Origin of the sequence: Microbacterium sufflavum, assembly GCF_023101165.1 — a bacterium.
GTDB classification, from domain to species: domain Bacteria; phylum Actinomycetota; class Actinomycetes; order Actinomycetales; family Microbacteriaceae; genus Microbacterium; species Microbacterium sufflavum.
This window is the reverse complement of the sequence record NZ_CP078076.1, coordinates 265,087-280,858: the sequence shown is the minus strand read 5'-3', so window position 1 is coordinate 280,858 and position 15,772 is coordinate 265,087. Positions and strand designations below refer to the sequence as shown.

16 protein-coding genes are annotated in these 15,772 nt (G+C 72.8%); 10 read left to right on the top strand and 6 right to left on the bottom strand.

Annotation, left to right across the window (positions count from 1 at the left end; all coding sequences use genetic code 11):
* The first annotated feature begins 15 nt into the window (after positions 1-15).
* Complete coding sequence (locus KV394_RS01470) at positions 16-1,485, top strand: MFS transporter (RefSeq protein WP_247982103.1); 1,470 nt, start codon at positions 16-18, stop codon at positions 1,483-1,485.
* A gap of 125 nt (positions 1,486-1,610) precedes the next feature.
* On the opposite strand, the gene KV394_RS01465 is transcribed toward KV394_RS01470, so the two are convergent.
* Entirely contained in the window at positions 1,611-2,270 is a 660-nt protein-coding gene (locus KV394_RS01465; RefSeq protein ID WP_247982102.1) for an SDR family NAD(P)-dependent oxidoreductase, read from the bottom strand.
* Positions 2,271-2,375: 105 nt separating this feature from the next.
* Positions 2,376-3,815: a DUF6421 family protein gene (locus KV394_RS01460; RefSeq protein WP_247982101.1), complete on the bottom strand. Its 1,440-nt coding sequence runs from the start codon at positions 3,813-3,815 to the stop codon at positions 2,376-2,378.
* 72 nt (positions 3,816-3,887) lie between these two features.
* On the opposite strand from KV394_RS01460, the gene KV394_RS01455 reads away from it, so the two are divergent.
* Entirely contained in the window at positions 3,888-4,346 is a 459-nt protein-coding gene (locus KV394_RS01455) for an Lrp/AsnC family transcriptional regulator (protein ID WP_247982100.1), read from the top strand.
* A 90-nt stretch (positions 4,347-4,436) separates the two neighbouring features.
* Here the strand turns inward: KV394_RS01455 and KV394_RS01450 are convergent, their stop codons facing one another.
* Positions 4,437-5,462 carry an ArsR/SmtB family transcription factor gene (locus tag KV394_RS01450; protein WP_247982099.1) on the bottom strand — a complete coding sequence of 342 codons (1,026 nt, stop codon included), beginning with the start codon at positions 5,460-5,462 and terminating at the stop codon, positions 4,437-4,439.
* A gap of 45 nt (positions 5,463-5,507) precedes the next feature.
* Here KV394_RS01450 and KV394_RS01445 point away from each other — a divergent pair, with 45 nt between their 5' ends.
* Genes KV394_RS01445 through KV394_RS01435 form a run of 3 tightly spaced genes read left to right on the top strand, consistent with a single transcriptional unit; the run spans position 5,508 to position 7,176 of the window.
* Positions 5,508-5,870 (top strand): cupin domain-containing protein, encoded by a 363-nt coding sequence (locus tag KV394_RS01445; RefSeq protein ID WP_247982098.1) that lies wholly within the window; start codon positions 5,508-5,510, stop codon positions 5,868-5,870.
* 12 nt (positions 5,871-5,882) lie between these two features.
* A complete protein-coding gene (locus KV394_RS01440; RefSeq protein WP_136045459.1) occupies positions 5,883-6,173 on the top strand; it encodes a DUF4287 domain-containing protein in 291 nt (96 codons plus the stop codon).
* Positions 6,174-6,207: 34 nt separating this feature from the next.
* Positions 6,208-7,176, top strand: coding sequence for a 1,4-dihydroxy-2-naphthoate polyprenyltransferase (locus KV394_RS01435; RefSeq protein ID WP_247982097.1), 969 nt, complete (start codon positions 6,208-6,210; stop codon positions 7,174-7,176).
* A 183-nt stretch (positions 7,177-7,359) separates the two neighbouring features.
* Here the strand turns inward: KV394_RS01435 and KV394_RS01430 are convergent, their stop codons facing one another.
* Together KV394_RS01430 and KV394_RS01425 are read right to left on the bottom strand one after the other, a co-directional pair.
* Positions 7,360-7,656: a DUF4229 domain-containing protein gene (locus tag KV394_RS01430; RefSeq protein ID WP_136028656.1), complete on the bottom strand. Its 297-nt coding sequence runs from the start codon at positions 7,654-7,656 to the stop codon at positions 7,360-7,362.
* A 44-nt stretch (positions 7,657-7,700) separates the two neighbouring features.
* Positions 7,701-8,600 (bottom strand): hypothetical protein, encoded by a 900-nt coding sequence (locus KV394_RS01425; RefSeq protein ID WP_247982096.1) that lies wholly within the window; start codon positions 8,598-8,600, stop codon positions 7,701-7,703.
* 375 nt (positions 8,601-8,975) lie between these two features.
* Here KV394_RS01425 and KV394_RS01420 point away from each other — a divergent pair, with 375 nt between their 5' ends.
* From KV394_RS01420 to KV394_RS01400, 5 genes are all read left to right on the top strand, one after another.
* Complete coding sequence (locus tag KV394_RS01420) at positions 8,976-9,956, top strand: glycosyltransferase family 2 protein (protein WP_247637678.1); 981 nt, start codon at positions 8,976-8,978, stop codon at positions 9,954-9,956.
* Positions 9,953-11,320, top strand: coding sequence for an alpha-2,8-polysialyltransferase family protein (locus KV394_RS01415; protein ID WP_247982095.1), 1,368 nt, complete (start codon positions 9,953-9,955; stop codon positions 11,318-11,320). Before KV394_RS01420 ends, KV394_RS01415 begins: the two co-directional genes overlap by 4 nt.
* Positions 11,321-11,325: 5 nt before the next feature.
* The gene (locus KV394_RS01410; RefSeq protein ID WP_247982094.1) at positions 11,326-12,495 is read left to right on the top strand and encodes an acylneuraminate cytidylyltransferase; all 1,170 of its coding nucleotides are present in this window, start codon (positions 11,326-11,328) and stop codon (positions 12,493-12,495) included.
* Between the two features lie 91 nt (positions 12,496-12,586).
* Positions 12,587-13,459, top strand: coding sequence for an N-acetylneuraminate synthase family protein (locus tag KV394_RS01405; RefSeq protein ID WP_136028661.1), 873 nt, complete (start codon positions 12,587-12,589; stop codon positions 13,457-13,459).
* Positions 13,456-14,856 (top strand): DUF6716 putative glycosyltransferase, encoded by a 1,401-nt coding sequence (locus KV394_RS01400; RefSeq protein ID WP_247982093.1) that lies wholly within the window; start codon positions 13,456-13,458, stop codon positions 14,854-14,856. The genes KV394_RS01405 and KV394_RS01400 overlap by 4 nt, the downstream gene beginning before the upstream one ends.
* 31 nt (positions 14,857-14,887) lie before the next feature.
* Here the strand turns inward: KV394_RS01400 and KV394_RS01395 are convergent, their stop codons facing one another.
* Complete coding sequence (locus tag KV394_RS01395) at positions 14,888-15,754, bottom strand: SDR family oxidoreductase (protein WP_247982092.1); 867 nt, start codon at positions 15,752-15,754, stop codon at positions 14,888-14,890.
* Positions 15,755-15,772: the final 18 nt, after the last annotated feature.

The window sequence follows — 15,772 nt, the reverse complement described above, 5'->3', positions numbered from 1 at the left end:
TCTACCCTCGAACCCATGGAGCGCACCGCGGCGAAGACGGCCTTCGCGAACGTCCTCGTCAACACGTTGATCGCCAACGTGACGACGAGCTTCCTCTGGTTCGCCCTCACGTTCTGGGTGTACATCGAGACGCGGTCGGTGCTGGCCACCGGGATCATCGGCGGCGCCTACATGCTGTTCGTCGCGTTCTTCGCGATGTTCTTCGGCACGATCGTCGACCGGCACCGCAAGCACCGGGTCATGCTGCTGTCGAGCGTCATCTCGGCGGTGGCGTTCCTGATCGCGGGCGTGCTCTACGTGTGGCAGCCCGAGGCGGCGCTGCTCGACCTGGGCGGCCCGTGGTTCTGGCTGTTCTCTGGCATCATCCTGTTCGGCGGCGTGATCGAGCAGCTGCGCAACATCGCGCTGTCCACCACGGTGACACTGCTGGTGCCCGAGGAGAAGCGGGCCAACGCGAACGGCCTGGTGGGCACGGTGCAGGGCATCGCGTTCCTGGTCACGAGCGTGTTCTCCGGCCTGTCGATCGGGTTCCTCGGCATGGGGTGGACACTGGGGATCGCGATCGTGGCGATGGCGCTCACCTTCGCGCACCTGCTGTTCATCCGCATCCCGGAGTCCGAGCCGGAGGTCGACCCCGAGGCGAAGAGCGCGGTCGACTTCCGCGGCAGCGTGCAGGCCATCCGGCAGGCGCCCGGGCTGTTCGCCCTCATCGTGTTCTCCACGTTCAACAACCTCATCGGCGGCGTCTACATGGCGCTCATGGACCCGTACGGCCTCACGCTGTTCGATGCGCAGATGTGGGGCTTCGCGCTCGCGTTCTCCTCCACGGGCTTCCTCATCGGCGGCGGGCTGGTCGCGAAGTTCGGCCTCGGCAAGAAACCGGTGCGCACGATGCTGCTCGTGGTGATCGCGATGGGACTCCTCGGCGCGATCTTCATGCTGCGCGAGTGGTGGCCGCTGTACGTGCTGGGCATGTGGGTGTACATGGCGCTGGTCCCTCCGGTCGAGGCCGCCGAGCAGACGGTCATCCAGAAGGTCGTGCCGTTCACGCGACAGGGGCGGGTCTTCGGCACGGCGGCGGCGATGGAGGCCGCGGCCGCCCCGATCACGGCCTTCCTCATCGCGCCGATCGCGGAGTACGTCGTGATCCCGTACATGGACACCGCCGAGGGGCAGCGGCAGTGGGAGTGGCTGCTCGGCGAGGGCGAGGCGCGCGGCATCGCCCTCATCTGCCTGTTCGCCGGACTGATCATGGTCGTCGCGGCGACGCTGGCGTTCTTCACGCGGTCGTACCGTCACCTCACCGAGCTGTACGCGACGGCGCCGGATCAGGCGCCCGACGCGACGGACGAGGGCACCGGCCCCGCGGCACAGGATCCTTTCGGTGAGCGGCAGGAGACGGGCGACGCGCGCGATGGCCGCGCGCACGGCCATCACCCCGATGCGCCCCCGGTCGTCCGCGGCATCCCTCCCGAGTCCCGCTGACCCACACGTACGCAGCCCCGCCCGGAGCCCGCCCGCCCGCAGCCCGCCCGTCAGCCGCCCGCGCGTCCGCAGCCCGCGCGTCCGCAGCCCGCCCGCCCGTTCGCAGCCCGCGCGACGTCAGAGGCTCAGCCCAGGTCGATGATCCGGTCGTTGAGCTCGGCCGCGTCGTCTTCCCACAGCGCGGCGACCCGGGCCGCGAGGACTGCGGGGTCGAGCGCCTTCGCGCGGAACACCACCGCGGCGGCGCGCAGCGGCTCGCCGGCGTCGCGCGCGGCCTTCGCGTACCCGTGCGCCACCGCGCGCGTCCACGCCTCGCTCGCCGCCTTCACCGCCGCGTAGTTCGCCCCACCGGCGAGGGGGCGCGCGACCGCCGTCGACGACACGACCGCGAACCGCCCGGCCGTCGAGGCGCGCAGGGCCGCATCGAACGCCCGGCTGGTGGCCCGCACGGCCCCGAGTGCCGGGAGGAGCGCGTCGAAGTCCTCGTCGCTCTGTCCCGCGAGACCTCCGCCGCCGCGCCAGCCGCCCACCAGGGGCACCACGGCATCGACGGGTCCGAGCTGCTCCGCGAGCGTGGTCATCTCCGCGAGGGAGGTCGCATCGGCCACCCGGGTCTCGGCTCCCGCGTCGGCGAGAGGGGTGAGGCGTTCGGCCGAGCGGCCGGTCGCGACCACCCGCGCGCCGGCGTCGTGCAGGGCCCGGGTGACGGCGAGTCCCGCGGCGCTGGTGGCCCCGGCCAGGAGCACGGTGCGTCCGCGCGGTCCGTGCGGCGTGGTGTCGGTCATGCGATCACTCTCCTCCTGCCGAGAAGGCCTCTGCGGCCGGACCCGGATTCGGGTCTCCGGCCGCAGAGGCTGTGCGCCCCAGCGTCACAACGGTGGCGGTGCGGATCAGTCGTCCGTGCCGCGGATGCCGACCGTCGATTCGATGACGGGCTTCATCTTCTTGTCGAGCGTCTCGAAGAACATCGACAGGGGGAACTCGTCGTCCATCACCGCGTCGGTGTAGCCCTTCGGGGCGCCGGCGAGGATCTCATCCGAGAGTCCGCGTGCCCACTGCGAGGCGGGGTGCGGGGTGAGCGTGCCGCGCACGAGGTCGTAGGCGGCGAGCCAGTGCGCGACCTTCGGACGGTCGATCGAGTGCCAGTACAGGTCGTCGATCGCATCGCCCAGCGCCACGACCGCGTCGGGCACGCTGTCCCAGTCGAACGCCAGGGCCGTGTCGGTCCAGTGCAGCACGCCGCGCTGGTGCAGCCACGCGAACAGCAGCTGGCCGCCCACCGCGTCGTAGTTGCGGACGCGGGTGCCGGTGATCGCGAAGCGGAAGATGCGGTCGAAGATCACGGCGTACTGCACCAGGTGCGCGTACTCGTGCATCTCGCGCTCGGTCTCGGTGAGCTCCTCGCCCGCCGCCACGCGGGCGTCGAGGGCGCGCTCGATCTTGACCGACTCGCGGAACGCGGTCATGTCGCAGCGCATCTCCTCCAGCGAGTAGAGGAAGAACGGCATCCGCTGCTTGATCATGAACGGGTCGAACGGCAGGTCGCCGCGCATGTGCGTGCGGTCGTGGATGATGTCCCACATCACGAACGTCTTCTCGGCCATCTCCTGGTCGTCGAGCATCGCGGCGGCGCGCTCCGGCAGCTCCAGGTTCGTGATCCCGGCGGCGGCGCGGACGACCCGGCGGTAGCGGGCGGCCTCGCGGTCCTGGAAGATGGCGCCCCACGTGAACGTCGGGATCTCGCGCATGGCGACGGTCTCGGGGAACAGCACGGCGGAGTTGGTGTCGTAGCCCGGCGTGAAGTCGACGAGTCGCAGCGAGACGAACAGCTTGTTGCCGTAGTCGCCGGCCTCGAGCGCGGCGACGAACTCGGGCCAGATGGTCTCGACGATCAGCGCCTCGACCAGGCGATCGCTGGAGCCGTTCTGGGTGTACATCGGGAAGACCACGAGGTGGCGGATGCCGTCGATGCGGTGCTGCTGCGGCTGGAAGGCCACGAGGGAGTCGAGGAAGTCCGGCACGCCGAAGTCCTCCGACGCCCACCGCTCGAAGTCGGCGACGGACGCGGCGAGGTAGTCGGCATCGTGCGGGAAGGCGGGGGCGAGGGCCTGGATGCTCGCGGTGATCGCGCCGACGAGCGCGCGGGCGTCGTCGTGGTGCGCGGCCTCGGGGATGGAGCCGTCCTTGATCTGCAGCTCGCGCAGCGCGATGGCGGCCGACTTCAGCTGGGTCCAGGCGGCGGACTGCTCCGCGGTCGACGCGTCCTCGACGACCTCGGGTTCGCCGACGATGGCCTGGACAGCGGAACTGTTGGCGGAAACGAGGGACATCGGAACCTCCGATCGCAGTGTTTAACGGAAAGATTCCGGCGAATACGGAATCCTGACGATAATCTTACAGCCATGGATGATTCTGTCGACCGCGCGATCCTGGCCGCGATCTCCCGTGACGGCCGCGCCACGCTGTCCCAGCTGTCCGAGGCCGTCGGCCTCTCGGTCTCCGCCGTGCAGTCCCGCCTGCGCCGCCTGGAGACGCGCGGAGTGATCGCGGGGTACCGCGCGATCCTCGACCCGGAGCAGGTGGGCACTCCGCTGTCGGCGTTCATCGAGATCACCCCGCTCGACCCCGCCCAACCCGACAACGCCCCGGAGCTTCTCGAGCACCTGGGCGCGATCGAGGCCTGCCACTCCATCGCGGGAGAGGCGAGCTACATGCTGTTCGTCCGCGTTCCGACCCCCCGCGACCTGGAGCAGCTCGTGCGCGACGTCCGGCTCGCCGCCAACGTGAGCACCCGCACGACGGTGGTGCTGCAGACCTACTACGAGCACCGCCCGATCATCCCGGTCGGCGCCGGGGAGTAGTCCACCGCCGCAGCGCGCACCGTCGGCCGGCATCCGCGTCGCGTCGCCGCTGTCTGCGCCGTCGAACGACCGCGCGCTGACCCGCCCGCGTCAGAGCGCCGCGCCGACCACGGCCTCGCCGAGCGGGGTGCGCAGGTGCAGCATGCGGCTGCCGCGGCGCTCGCTCGCGATCAGGCCCGACTCCCGCAGCACGGTCAGGTGGTGCGACGCCGTCGACACCGCGATCCCGGCCTCCACGGCGACCTGGGACGTGGTGCGCTCGGCGCCCGCCCGCAGCAGGATGCCGGCGCGGGCCGGGCCGAGCAGGGCACCCAGGGCCGACTCGACCTCGGTGGTGTCGCGCGCCCACCCGGCCGTGACCCCGCGGGCCGGATAGAAGAGGGTCGGCTGCGCGGGCGGCTCGGTGAGCACCATGCAGCCCCACGACGACATCACGGAGGGCACGAGCACCAGTCCGCTGCCGCGGCAGTCGACCCGCTCGCTGTGCCGCCGCAACGACACCCGCACGGCGCCGTCGCCCCACGACACCTGCCGATGCAGGTCGCTCGCCATCCCCGCGATGCCCGACGTGGCGATCGCGCGTGCCCGCACCGCGATGTCCGCGCGCAGGAGTCGTTCGAGCTGCAGCCAGACCGGGTCCAGCGCCACCTCCCACAACTCCGACCAGGCGTCGGCGATCCGCGCCCTGGCCCGCGCCGGATCGTCCCGCATGTCCCGCAGCGCCTCGCGTCGACGGCCGGCGGAGCGCTGCACCATCTTCCCGAGGTCCACGCGCATGGGCCCCAGCGCGGTCGTGCGGAGCGCCGCGAGCTCCGCCTCCGGGGTGAGGTCCCACCGCGGGGTCGTGGTGAGGAAGTCGGGCAGGTAGCCGTCGTCGCCGATCACCGCGGCGAGCAGCGCGAAGCCGTCGCGCGGCAGCCGTTCGCGCACGACGCGCAGCCACCCCCACTGGAGCGGATGCGCCGCCGGGCGGAGGAGGGCGCGGACGGCGTGGGCAAGCTCGTGGCCGGGGGAGACACCGAAGCGCACCGCCTCCATGTCACCGGGACTCAGGTGGAACTCGACCCGGTGATCCGGGTGCTCCCGCCCTTCGATGGGTGCCGTGTTTCGATCCACATCGAAACACTAGGGGCCCGCGGGTGCGCTGTCGAGACTGGGCACATGACCACCACACCCGTTCCCTCGTCGCTCGTCCGCGACGCCGACCTCCGCATCGGCACCGGCCGCAGCCGCCGGTTCGTCGGGGCCGAGCACGGCGCCGACGTCTCCTATTTCTTCGTCGAGAATCAGCCGGGCGAGGGTCCAGGGCTGCACTGGCACCCGTACTCGGAGACCTGGGTGGTGCTCGAGGGGACCGTCCGCCTCCGCGTCGGCGACCGGATCCTCCTCGCCGGACCGGGCGACACCGCCACGGTCGCCGCCTTCACGCCGCACGGCTTCATGAACGCGGGGGACGGGCTGCTGCGCATCCTGTGCATCCACGCCTCCGCCACCATCGTCCAGACCTTCCTCGACAACGACTGATCAGGAGAACCCATGTCCTTCCAGGCCTACCTCGACAAGGTCGAGACCCAGACCGGGCTCACGCCCCGCCAGTTCATCGAGCTCGCCCGCGCCCAGGGCTTCGACGAGGGCACGAAGTCCACGGTCGTGCTCACGTGGCTCAAGCAGGAGTACGGCCTCGGCCACGGTCACGCGCAGGCCATGACCCACGTCATCCTCAAGGGACCGAAGATCAGCGACAAGCACGTCGGCACGGGAAGCTCCCACAGCGATGCGTCCGACACCCTGTGGCTCGACGGCAAGGACAGCAACCCGCACCGCTGAGGGTCCCCGCGCCGCGCCGACTAGGATTTCGAGCGTGGCAGCATCCTCCCGGCGCAAGAAGAAGAGCGGCACCCGAACCCGACCGCACACCAGCGGAAACCCGGCCAAGCGGCCCGCGGTCGAGGCCGGTCCGGTCACCGTCTCCGACTGGATCGGCGCCGCGCGACTGCGCACCCTGCCGCTGGCGGTCGCGCCGGTCGTGATCGGCACGGGCGCCGCGCGCAGCACGGGGCCCGAGTTCCACTGGGTCATCGCGCTCGCCTGTCTCGCGGTCGCGGTGCTGCTGCAGATCGGCGTGAACTTCACGAACGACTACAGCGACGGGGTCCGCGGCACCGACGCCCACCGTGTCGGTCCGGCGCGGCTGACGGCCTCCGGGCGGGTGAAGCCGCGCACGGTGCTGATCATCGGGCTCGTGTTCTTCGCGCTCGCCGCGGCGGTCGGCGTCGCGATCGTGGTGCGCACCGAGCAGTGGTGGATGCTGGCCGTCGGTGCCGCGTGCATCGTCGCGGCGTGGTTCTACACGGGCGGCAAGCGCCCCTACGGCTACTACGGCCTGGGCGAGGTGTTCGTCTTCGTGTTCTTCGGACTCGTGGCGACGCTCGGCACCACGTGGGTGCAGATCTTCGCGCTCCCGCAGCAGGCGTGGCTCGGGGCGATCGCGGCCGGCCTGTTCGCGTGCGCGGTGCTGCTGGCGAACAACCTCCGCGACATCGAGCAGGACCGCGCCGTCGGCAAGCGCACGCTCACGGTGCTGATCGGGCGGCGTGCGACCCAGGTGCTGTTCACCCTGTTCGTCCTCGCGCCGTTCGGGATCGCGGTGTTCCTGGCGCTGCTGTTCCCGATCGCGTGGATCGCGCTGCTCGCGCTGCTGGCGGGGCTGCCCGCCGTGCTGATCGTCTGGACGTACCGTCAGCCGCGGGAGCTGGTGACGGCGCTGGCCCTGACCTCGCTCACCTCGCTGCTGTACGCGGGCGCGCTGTTCTGGGCGTTCGTCGGCTGATCCGGGCGGTCCGTTGGCTGATCTCGGCGTTCGTCGGCTGATCCGGACGTTGGTCGGCTGATCTCGGCGTCCGTCGTGTCCTCGGTGTCCGTCGTGATCCGGGCGTCCGTCGTGTCCTCGGTGTCCGTCGTGATCCGGGCGTCCGTCGCGATCTCCGCGTCCGTCGGTTGACCGCGGGAGCGCTCAGTCGCGGCGGGTCTCGTCGGGGGCGGCGTCGATCGCCTCGTCCTCCGCATCGGCATCGGCCTGCTGACCCGACACGCGGCCCTCGCGCCGCTCGTGCAGACGCGCCGAGGCGTCGGACAGCGGCGTGCGCAGGAACAGCATCGAGATGCTCGCCCCGATGAGGGCGGCGAAGATGGCGGCGAGCCACCAGAACTCGCGGAAGATCGGGAAGAAGAACCACAGGATCGCCAGCGGGACGAGGAATGCCAGCAGGCGCAGCACGGTGTAGACGAGGAGGGGGGCGGGCTTCTTCACTCCCTCAGTCTACGTTCGCCCGCCGATGTGCCAGCCGCCGCCGCTCACCCGGGGAGGTCGAGCGCGGAGAAGGGGATGCCGCGGACGACGCGTCGCCACGGGTGCTCGCCGAGCGTCCACAGCACCCCCGCCTCGGGGTCGAGGGCGAGGTCTTCGCACCCGGCGGGCAGCGGAACGGGGTGTCGCCGCCAGGAACCGTCGCGATCGGTCCACAGGGCTCCGGGGTGCAGCAGATCGGACTGCGACACGAAGCGCGTCTCACCCCAGCGCACGGCGCCCTGCAGGTGCCGGAGGCCGGGCGCGACCCGGTCGCGCTCCACGAAGCGAGGCTGCGCGGCGCTCGGGATGTCGAACTCGCCGACCACGCCGCGGTCGTTCCCGCGGTACTCGCCGATGAGCACACGGGGCAGGGGAGTGCCGTCGGCCGTGAACACCCGCCCGAGGAACGAGCAGCGGAGGTCGACCGGGTGCTGCGCCGTGCGCACGGCGACGAGCACGGTGCTGCGACCGCCGCGGCGGCGGCTCCCGGTCAGGCGGTGGGCGTCGGAGCCGCGCACCCGGCGGAGCCGCGCCAGGTCGAACTCCCAGATCCCCTGGCCCGTGGCCGCCGCGAACAAGCGGTCGTCGAACCACGCGAGGCCGCCGGCGTGGATCGCGGCGGGCTCCAGGTGGCCGTCCTCCCCGGGGACGGCGAGCACCACGTCGAGGTGACGCGACCGGTCGAGGTCGATCATCGTGACGCGGGAGGCGAGGTGGCGGCCCGCCCTGTCCTGGCGGAACCAGCTCACCGCGAGCGTGCGTCGTCCGCGCAGCCGGCCCACGTCGATGCCCTGGGGATACCAGCGCTCGGTCCACGTGCGGGCGGACAGCCAGCGCAGGTCGATCCCGGTGCTCCGGCGGCGCCGTCGCACCGGTCGCCAGATCGTTCCGAACGGCCAGAGCATGGGCTCCATGGTCGCGGATGCCGGGTGACCGCGCCAATCGACGCGGCGCCCCGCATCGATTCGGCATCTCGTGGAGAGGTATGTATCATGTTACGTGTTGAGTGTTGATCTTCATGGAGTCGCTCTCGACGCACACCCCTCGGCCCGCTGGTGGGGGCCAGTAAACCGCGGGGTGGGCCGGCACCGCACGGTGTCGGTTTCCCGGGTGCTCGCACCCGGCAGTGCAACGCACTGGGGGTGTGGTTCGTTCGGGTGCGGACCACACCTCAGCGTTGTGCCTGCCGCGCCTCGCGTCACCCGCCGTTCACCGTGACGTCGCCGACCGGACACGCGCGACTGCGACGATCTCCGCACACCGCCCACCCCGGGAGTTCCGTGCGCACGCCCCTCGTCACCGTCATCCTTCCCGCGAAGGACGCCGGACCCTACATCGGGACGACCCTCGAGACCCTCACCCGGCAGTTCGACGACCCGCACGATCTGCAGCTCGTGGCGATCGACGACGGCTCCCGCGACGACACGCGCGCGCTCATGCAGCACTACGCCGACCGGTTCCCGCGCGCCAGGGTGGTGCACAACCCGACGCCGCGCGGCCTGGCGAGCGCCCGCAACCAGGGTCTCGCGCTCGTCGAGGGCGAGACGTTCTGCTTCCTCGACGGCGACGACTGGTTGCAGCCGCGGCGGCTGGCCGTGCTGGCCTCTCGCCTGCGCGCGCTGCGCTGCGACTTCGTCCGCACCGATCACGTGACCGTCACCGGCACCCGCCGCACGCTGGTGCGCGCGCCGTTCCCCTGGCGCGAGACCGTCGCCCCGCCGCGGAGCGCCATCCTGCCCGCCGACGAGCCGACCATGGTCGACTACCCGTACGCGTGGGCCGGGCTGTTCCACCGCCGCCTCCTCGACCGGGGCCTGGCCGGGTTCCCGCCCGGACTGTTCACCGCGGAGGACCGGCCGTGGATCTGGCGGCTGCACCTGGAGGCCTCGTCGTTCGCGGTCGTCGACGCCCCGGCACTGCTCTACCGCCGCGGCGTCGCGGGCTCGCTCACCCAGATCGCCGACCGGCGGCAGCTCGACTTCGCCGAGGCCCTGTCCCAGGTCGTCGCCCTGGCGCAGCGCGACCGCGACGCCGAGCGCTTCCTGCCCAAGGCCGTGTGGACCGCGCTCGCGCTCAGCTCTCACCACCTGGTGCGCTCGCGGCGCATGTCGCCGCCGGTGCGCGCGGAGATGCGGTCGCGCATCCGCGAGCTGCTCCGCGGTCTCCCCGCGCCGGAGGTCGCCGCGGTGGTCGAGCGGCTCGACGCGCCCCGGCGCCGCGTGCTCGCGCGCACGCTCCGACGTGCGGGGCACACGCCGTGACGCGGGTCTTCGCGCTGCACAGCGCCTACGGTCTCGCGACCGCCGTCGCGGCGATCGACCGCGGCCTCCTCGATGGGCCGACCGCCGCGCGCCCCGAGCAGGTGCTGGTGCCGTTCACCTCGTCGCGCGTGCCCGAGCTCGCGGTCGGCATCGACGCCGACCCGGCCCTGGGTCGGCTGCGCGCCCGGTTCGACCGCATCGAGCCGCTGAGTGACCTCCTCGGCCCGCTGCACCCCAGCGCGTGGGAGCCGCCGGAGGGCGAACTGCCCGTGCTCGGTCGGCTGATCGCCCGGGCCTGGGGCATCGACCCCCGCGACCTGGAGCTGTGCGTGCAGAGCCCGCAGGTCGCTCCGGCGCGGACGCTGTTCGGGCTGTTCCCCGACGCGCGTCTCACGATCGTGGGCGACGGCCTCATGACGTATGCGCCGATGCGGGTGCGGCTGCCGCACACCGTGACGGCACGGATCGGCCGTGTGGTCTACGCCGACGTCGTGCCCGGCGTGCGTCCGCTCGTCGCGTCGCCGACCGCCGAGACCGTGCCGGTGCCGCCCGCGGCCTTCGCGGCGGCGCTGCGCGAGACCGCGACGCCGGAGGTGCCGGAGGTGCCGGCGGACCCGGAGCCGGGACCGTCCACCGTGCTGGTGCTCGGGCAGTACCTGTCGGCGCTCGGGCTGCAGACACCGGCGCAGGAGATCGCGCTGCAGCAGAGCCTGGTCGACCGGGCGGCCGCGTGGGAGCCGGAGCGCATCGTGTTCAAGCCCCATCCGGCGGCGCCACCCCTGCTCGCCGATGCCGTCCGTGCCAGGGCGCAGTCGCTCGGCATGGCGTTCGAGGAGCACCGCGGCACGGGGCCTGCGGAACTGGCGGCCGAACGCCTCGATGCGCGGGCCGTGGTCGCGGCGTTCTCCACCGCGCTGCCGACCGTGCACACGGTGTTCGGCCGCGACATCGGTGCCGCCGGGACCGCGGACCTGCTCGGCACGCTCGCTCCGTTCGAGAACAGCAACCGCATCCCGCTCACGATCGTCGACGCACTCACCCGCACCGACGCCCCGCGCCCCGAGCCGCCCGAGCTGCAGCGCCTCGTCGATGCGGTCGGCTATGCCATGCAGCCGCTCGTCGCCGAGCACCTGCGGGAGCGCGCGGAGGAGGTCCTGCGCGACCTCGACGATGGCGAGCGCCGCCGGTACTTCTCGGCGGAGCGCCTCACGCAGCTGCGGTTGCCCGGCGCCGCGCCCGCCACCCTGCGACAGCGCCTGCGGCACCCCGCGGGTGGTATCGGGCGGATCGAGGAGTGGCGGCTGACGGCGATCGGGGCACGGCATCGCGCCGGTCGCGCGTGGCGGGAGATCCGGGGAGGATGACGAGCATGCAGCAGACAGACGAGGGAGCGCCGCGGACGGTGGCGATCATCCCGGCGCGCGGCGGGTCGAAGCAGATCCCGCGCAAGAACCTGGAGCGCGTGGGCGGGGTGCCGCTCGTGGCCAGGGCCGTGCACGCGGCAACGGCCGCCGCGGGCATCGACGCGGTCGTGGTCTCCACCGACGATGACGAGATCGCGGCGGTCGCGGAGACCGCGGGCGCGCGCATCGTCCGGCGCCCCGCGGAGCTGTCGGGCGACACCGCGTCGTCCGAGGCGGCGATCCTCCACGCGCTCGACGAGCTCGAGCGCCGGGGAGAGTCGTTCGCGGTCGTCGCGTTCGTGCAGGCCACGTCGCCCTTCGTGCCGAGCGTGGAGCTGTCCGCCGCCGTCGAGGCCGTGCGGGAGGGCACGGCCGACAGCGCGTTCGCGGCCGTCGAGACGTACGGCTTCCTGTGGCGCACGGGGCCCGACGGGGAGGCGGAGGCGCTCAACCACGACGCGAGCCACCGTCCACGGCGCCAGGACCGTGAGCCGCATCACCTCGAGACCGGGGCGTTCTACGTGTTCCGGGCGGACGGGTTCCGCCGCAGCCGGCACCGCTTCTTCGGCCGCACCCGCATCATCGCGGTGCCCGAGTGGAGCGCGATCGAGATCGACGACGCGGAGCAGCTCGCGGCGGCGCGGGCCCTGGCGGCCCTGCGTGAGACTCCCGCGCGGATCCCGGTGCGCGCGGTGGTCACCGACTTCGACGGCGTCCACACCGACGACACCGCGATCGTCGACGCCGACGGAGGGGAGCGGGTACGGGTGAGCCGGGAGGACGGCATGGGCGTCGCGCTGCTGCGCCGCGCCGGCGTGCCGATGCTGATCCTCTCCACCGAGGTCAACCCGGTCGTGCGGGCGAGGGCCGACAAGCTGCGCGTCCCCGTGCTGCACGGCATCGACGACAAGGAGGACGCGCTGCGGCGGTGGGCGCAGGAGCAGGGCATGCCGCTCGCCGACATCGCGTACCTCGGCAACGACGTGAACGACCTCCCGGCGATGCGCATCGTCGGGTGGCCGGTTGCCGTCGCCGACGCGCATCCCCTCGTGCGGGCCGAGGCCAGGGTCGTGCTGCACCGCCGCGGGGGAGACGGTGCGGTCAGGGAGCTCGTCGAACGCGTGTTGTCGAGCTGACCGCCCCCGGTAACCCTCCGGTCGAGGGCCGTTCACCCGCGGCGCGTACTCAGGAAGGACGGCGGCAACCCGCTCGACGACCGGAGGAACCATGACTGTCAGCATCGGCTCGCGTGTGATCGGCGGCGGCCGTCCGGCCTACGTCATCGCGGAGATCGGCCTCAACCACAACGGCGACGTGGACATCGCCAAGCGACTGATCGACGTCGCGGCGCGGGCGGGGGCCGACGCGGTCAAGTTCCAGAAGCGCACCCCCGAGATCTCCACGCCGGAGCACATGCGCGATGTACCGCGGGAGACGCCGTGGGGTGTCATGAGCTATCTCGACTACCGGCGCCGGGTCGAGTTCGGCCGCGACGAGTACGTCGAGATCGGCGACCACGCCACGCTGCTCGGGCTGGACTGGTTCGCGTCGCCGTGGGATGTGCCGAGCGTGGCGTTCCTGGAGGAACTGAACGTCGTGGCGCACAAGGTCGCCTCCGCGAGCCTGACCGACACCGAGCTGCTCACCGCGCTGCGCGAGACGGGCAAGCCCGTGATCCTCTCCACCGGCATGTCCACGATCGAGCAGATCGACCGCGCCCTCGACACCCTCGGCACCGACCGGGTCGTGCTGATGCACGCGACCTCGACGTATCCGCTGGAGCCGGAGGAGGCGAACCTGCGGGTCATCGCGACCCTCCGCGACCGCTACCCCGGCATCCCCGTCGGATACTCGGGCCACGAGCGCGGCCTGCAGATCTCGCTCGCCGCGGTCGCGATGGGCGCCGTCGCGGTCGAACGGCACATCACGCTCGACCGGACGATGTGGGGCTCCGACCACGCCGCGTCGCTGGAGCCGACCGGACTCGAGCACCTGGTGCGCGACATCCGGGTGATCGAGCGGGCGGTGGGCGACGGCGTGAAGCGCGTGTTCGACAGCGAGCGCGCCCCCATGGCCAAGCTGCGTCGCGTGCCGGCATGACCGACGCCTCCGGGCTGCGGGTGGTCGCGGTCGCCGATGCCGACTCGTTCGTGAAGTGGTCGGCCTCGCTGCTCGGCGCGGTGCCCGGTCTGCGCCCGCAGCTGCTGCTGGTGCGCACGCCCCTCACGGTGAGCGCGGAGCAGGAGCGCGCGGCGCGGGAGGGCACCGGGGTCGCGGCGACCGATGTCACCCGGCTCGACCTCGCGCACGTCGCGGCGTGGCTGGACCGGCAGCGGCCCGACGCCGTGCTGCTCGCCGGTCGCGGGCCGTTCGTGCGGCTGCTCGGACGCGTGATCGACTCGCTCGTTCACCGGCCCGTCGTCGTGTCGGGGCTGCCCGGTATGGCGATCCCGGCGCAGCGCGGGGCCCTGGAGTACCGGCGTCACACCGACCTGCTGATCGTGCACTCCCACCGCGAGGTCAGGGCGTTCGCCGAGCTGGGGGAACGGATCGGGGTGCCGGTGCCGCTGGCGCTCGCGACCCTGCCGTTCGCACGGGGCCCGCACGGCGGCCGGAGGCGGGCGGAGCGTGCCGAGGCGCGGATCCTCGCCGGAGGGGTGTCGCGGGCCGCCCTCGCCGACCGCCCGACGGAGCCGGTGGCCGACGCGGAGCCGCGGCCGGGTGCCACGGACGTCGTCTTCGCCGCCCAGGCGCTGGTGCCCGCGGATCGCGCGGCGAGGGCCGACATCGCGGCCCTGCTGGTGCGCGCCGCCGAGGCCGACCCCGACCGGCGCGTGGTGGTGAAGCTGCGTGCGCGACAGGGCGAGGCGGAGACCCACCTCGACCGCGAGCCCTACACCGGGCTCTTCGGGGCCGCGCGGCCGCGGAACCTCGTGTTCTCGCACGCTCCGATGGCCACGGCTCTGGAGACGGCGGCCGGGCTGGTCACCGTGAGCTCGACGGCCGCCGTGGAGGCGCTGGCGCACGGGGTGCCGGTCATCGCGCTCGACCGCTTCGGGGTGAGCAAGAGCCTGCTCAACACGGTCTTCGTCGGCAGCGGGCTGCTGGGCGGGGCGGGCGAGATCGTCGCCGGCCGCTTCCGGCGCCCGCACCCGGCCTGGCTGCGCGACAACTACTTCCACCCCGCCGCCGAGTCGGACTGGTGGGACCGGGTGCAGGAGCTGGTCGCGCTGCGCCGAGCGGGCGCGCTGCCTCCGCGCCGGGTGCCCGCTGCGCGCGGGGGTGCGCTGCACGAGGCCTGGCACCGGGCGAGTGTGCTCGGTCGGGAGGACCGCAGCATCTCCGGACGGCTCGCGCTCGCGGTCGGAGCCCCGGCGGTGCGGCTGCTGTCCGGCGTCCGCGCTCGCCGCAGTCCGGAGGGCGCCTCCACGTGGGCGGACCCGTCCACGGACTACACGCTCGAGCCGAACCCGTTCGCCGACTCGCTGCGTCGCTGAGCCCCGCCTCGTCCGTCCGGGTCGTGGTGCGTCAGAGGCGGCGCCAGTCGTGGCTCTCGACCGCGGCGCCGGCCTGCGGGCCCATCTGCAGCATGCCGCCGTCGATCACGACCGAGGCCCCGGAGATGTAGGCGGCTTCGGGCGAGGCCAGGAAGGCGATCAGCGCGGCCACCTCGCGCGCGTCCCCTGGTCGTCCGAGCGGGATGCCGGGGCGGTCCTCCGTGTGCGGGTCGGTGTCGGTCTGCCCGGTCATGGGTGTGGCGATCTCGCCGGGGGCCACGCTCACCGCGCTGATGCCGTGCGCACCGAGTTCGAGCGCCAGGTTCTTCATGAGGCCGCCGAGCCCGTGCTTCGCGGCGTCGTACGCGCTCGCCCCGACCATCGGCTGATGCTCGTGCACGCTGGTGACCGCGATCAGCCGGCCACCGCGTCCGGCCGCGACCATGGCCCGCGCCGCCCGTTGCAGGCACACGAACGCGCCGGTGAGGTCGGTGTCGACCACGCGGTTCCACTCGTCGAGGGTCACGTCGAGGAACGGGGTCTGCAGTCCCGCTCCGGCGTTGTTGACGAACACGTCCACCCCGCCGAGCTCGGCGATCAGGCCGTCGACCACGTCGCCGCACGCGGGGATGTCCGCCACGTCGAGGCGGGCGACCACGGCCCTGGCGCCGTGGCTGCGCACCTCCTCCGCGGTCTCCTGGGCGCCGGCCTCGTCGCTGTGCCAGGTGATGCCCACGTCGATGCCGGCCGCGGCGAGGGCGACCGCGGTCGCGCGGCCGATGCCCGAGTCCGCGCCGGTCACGATCGCGCGTCGGGCCTCGGCTTCCAGGCGCGCCTGGGGCTCCCCGGACTCCAGGCCCGTGGTCGGCGTCTTGTCGTTGTGCTGCGATTCGGACATGCGGCCCTCCTGCTGCTC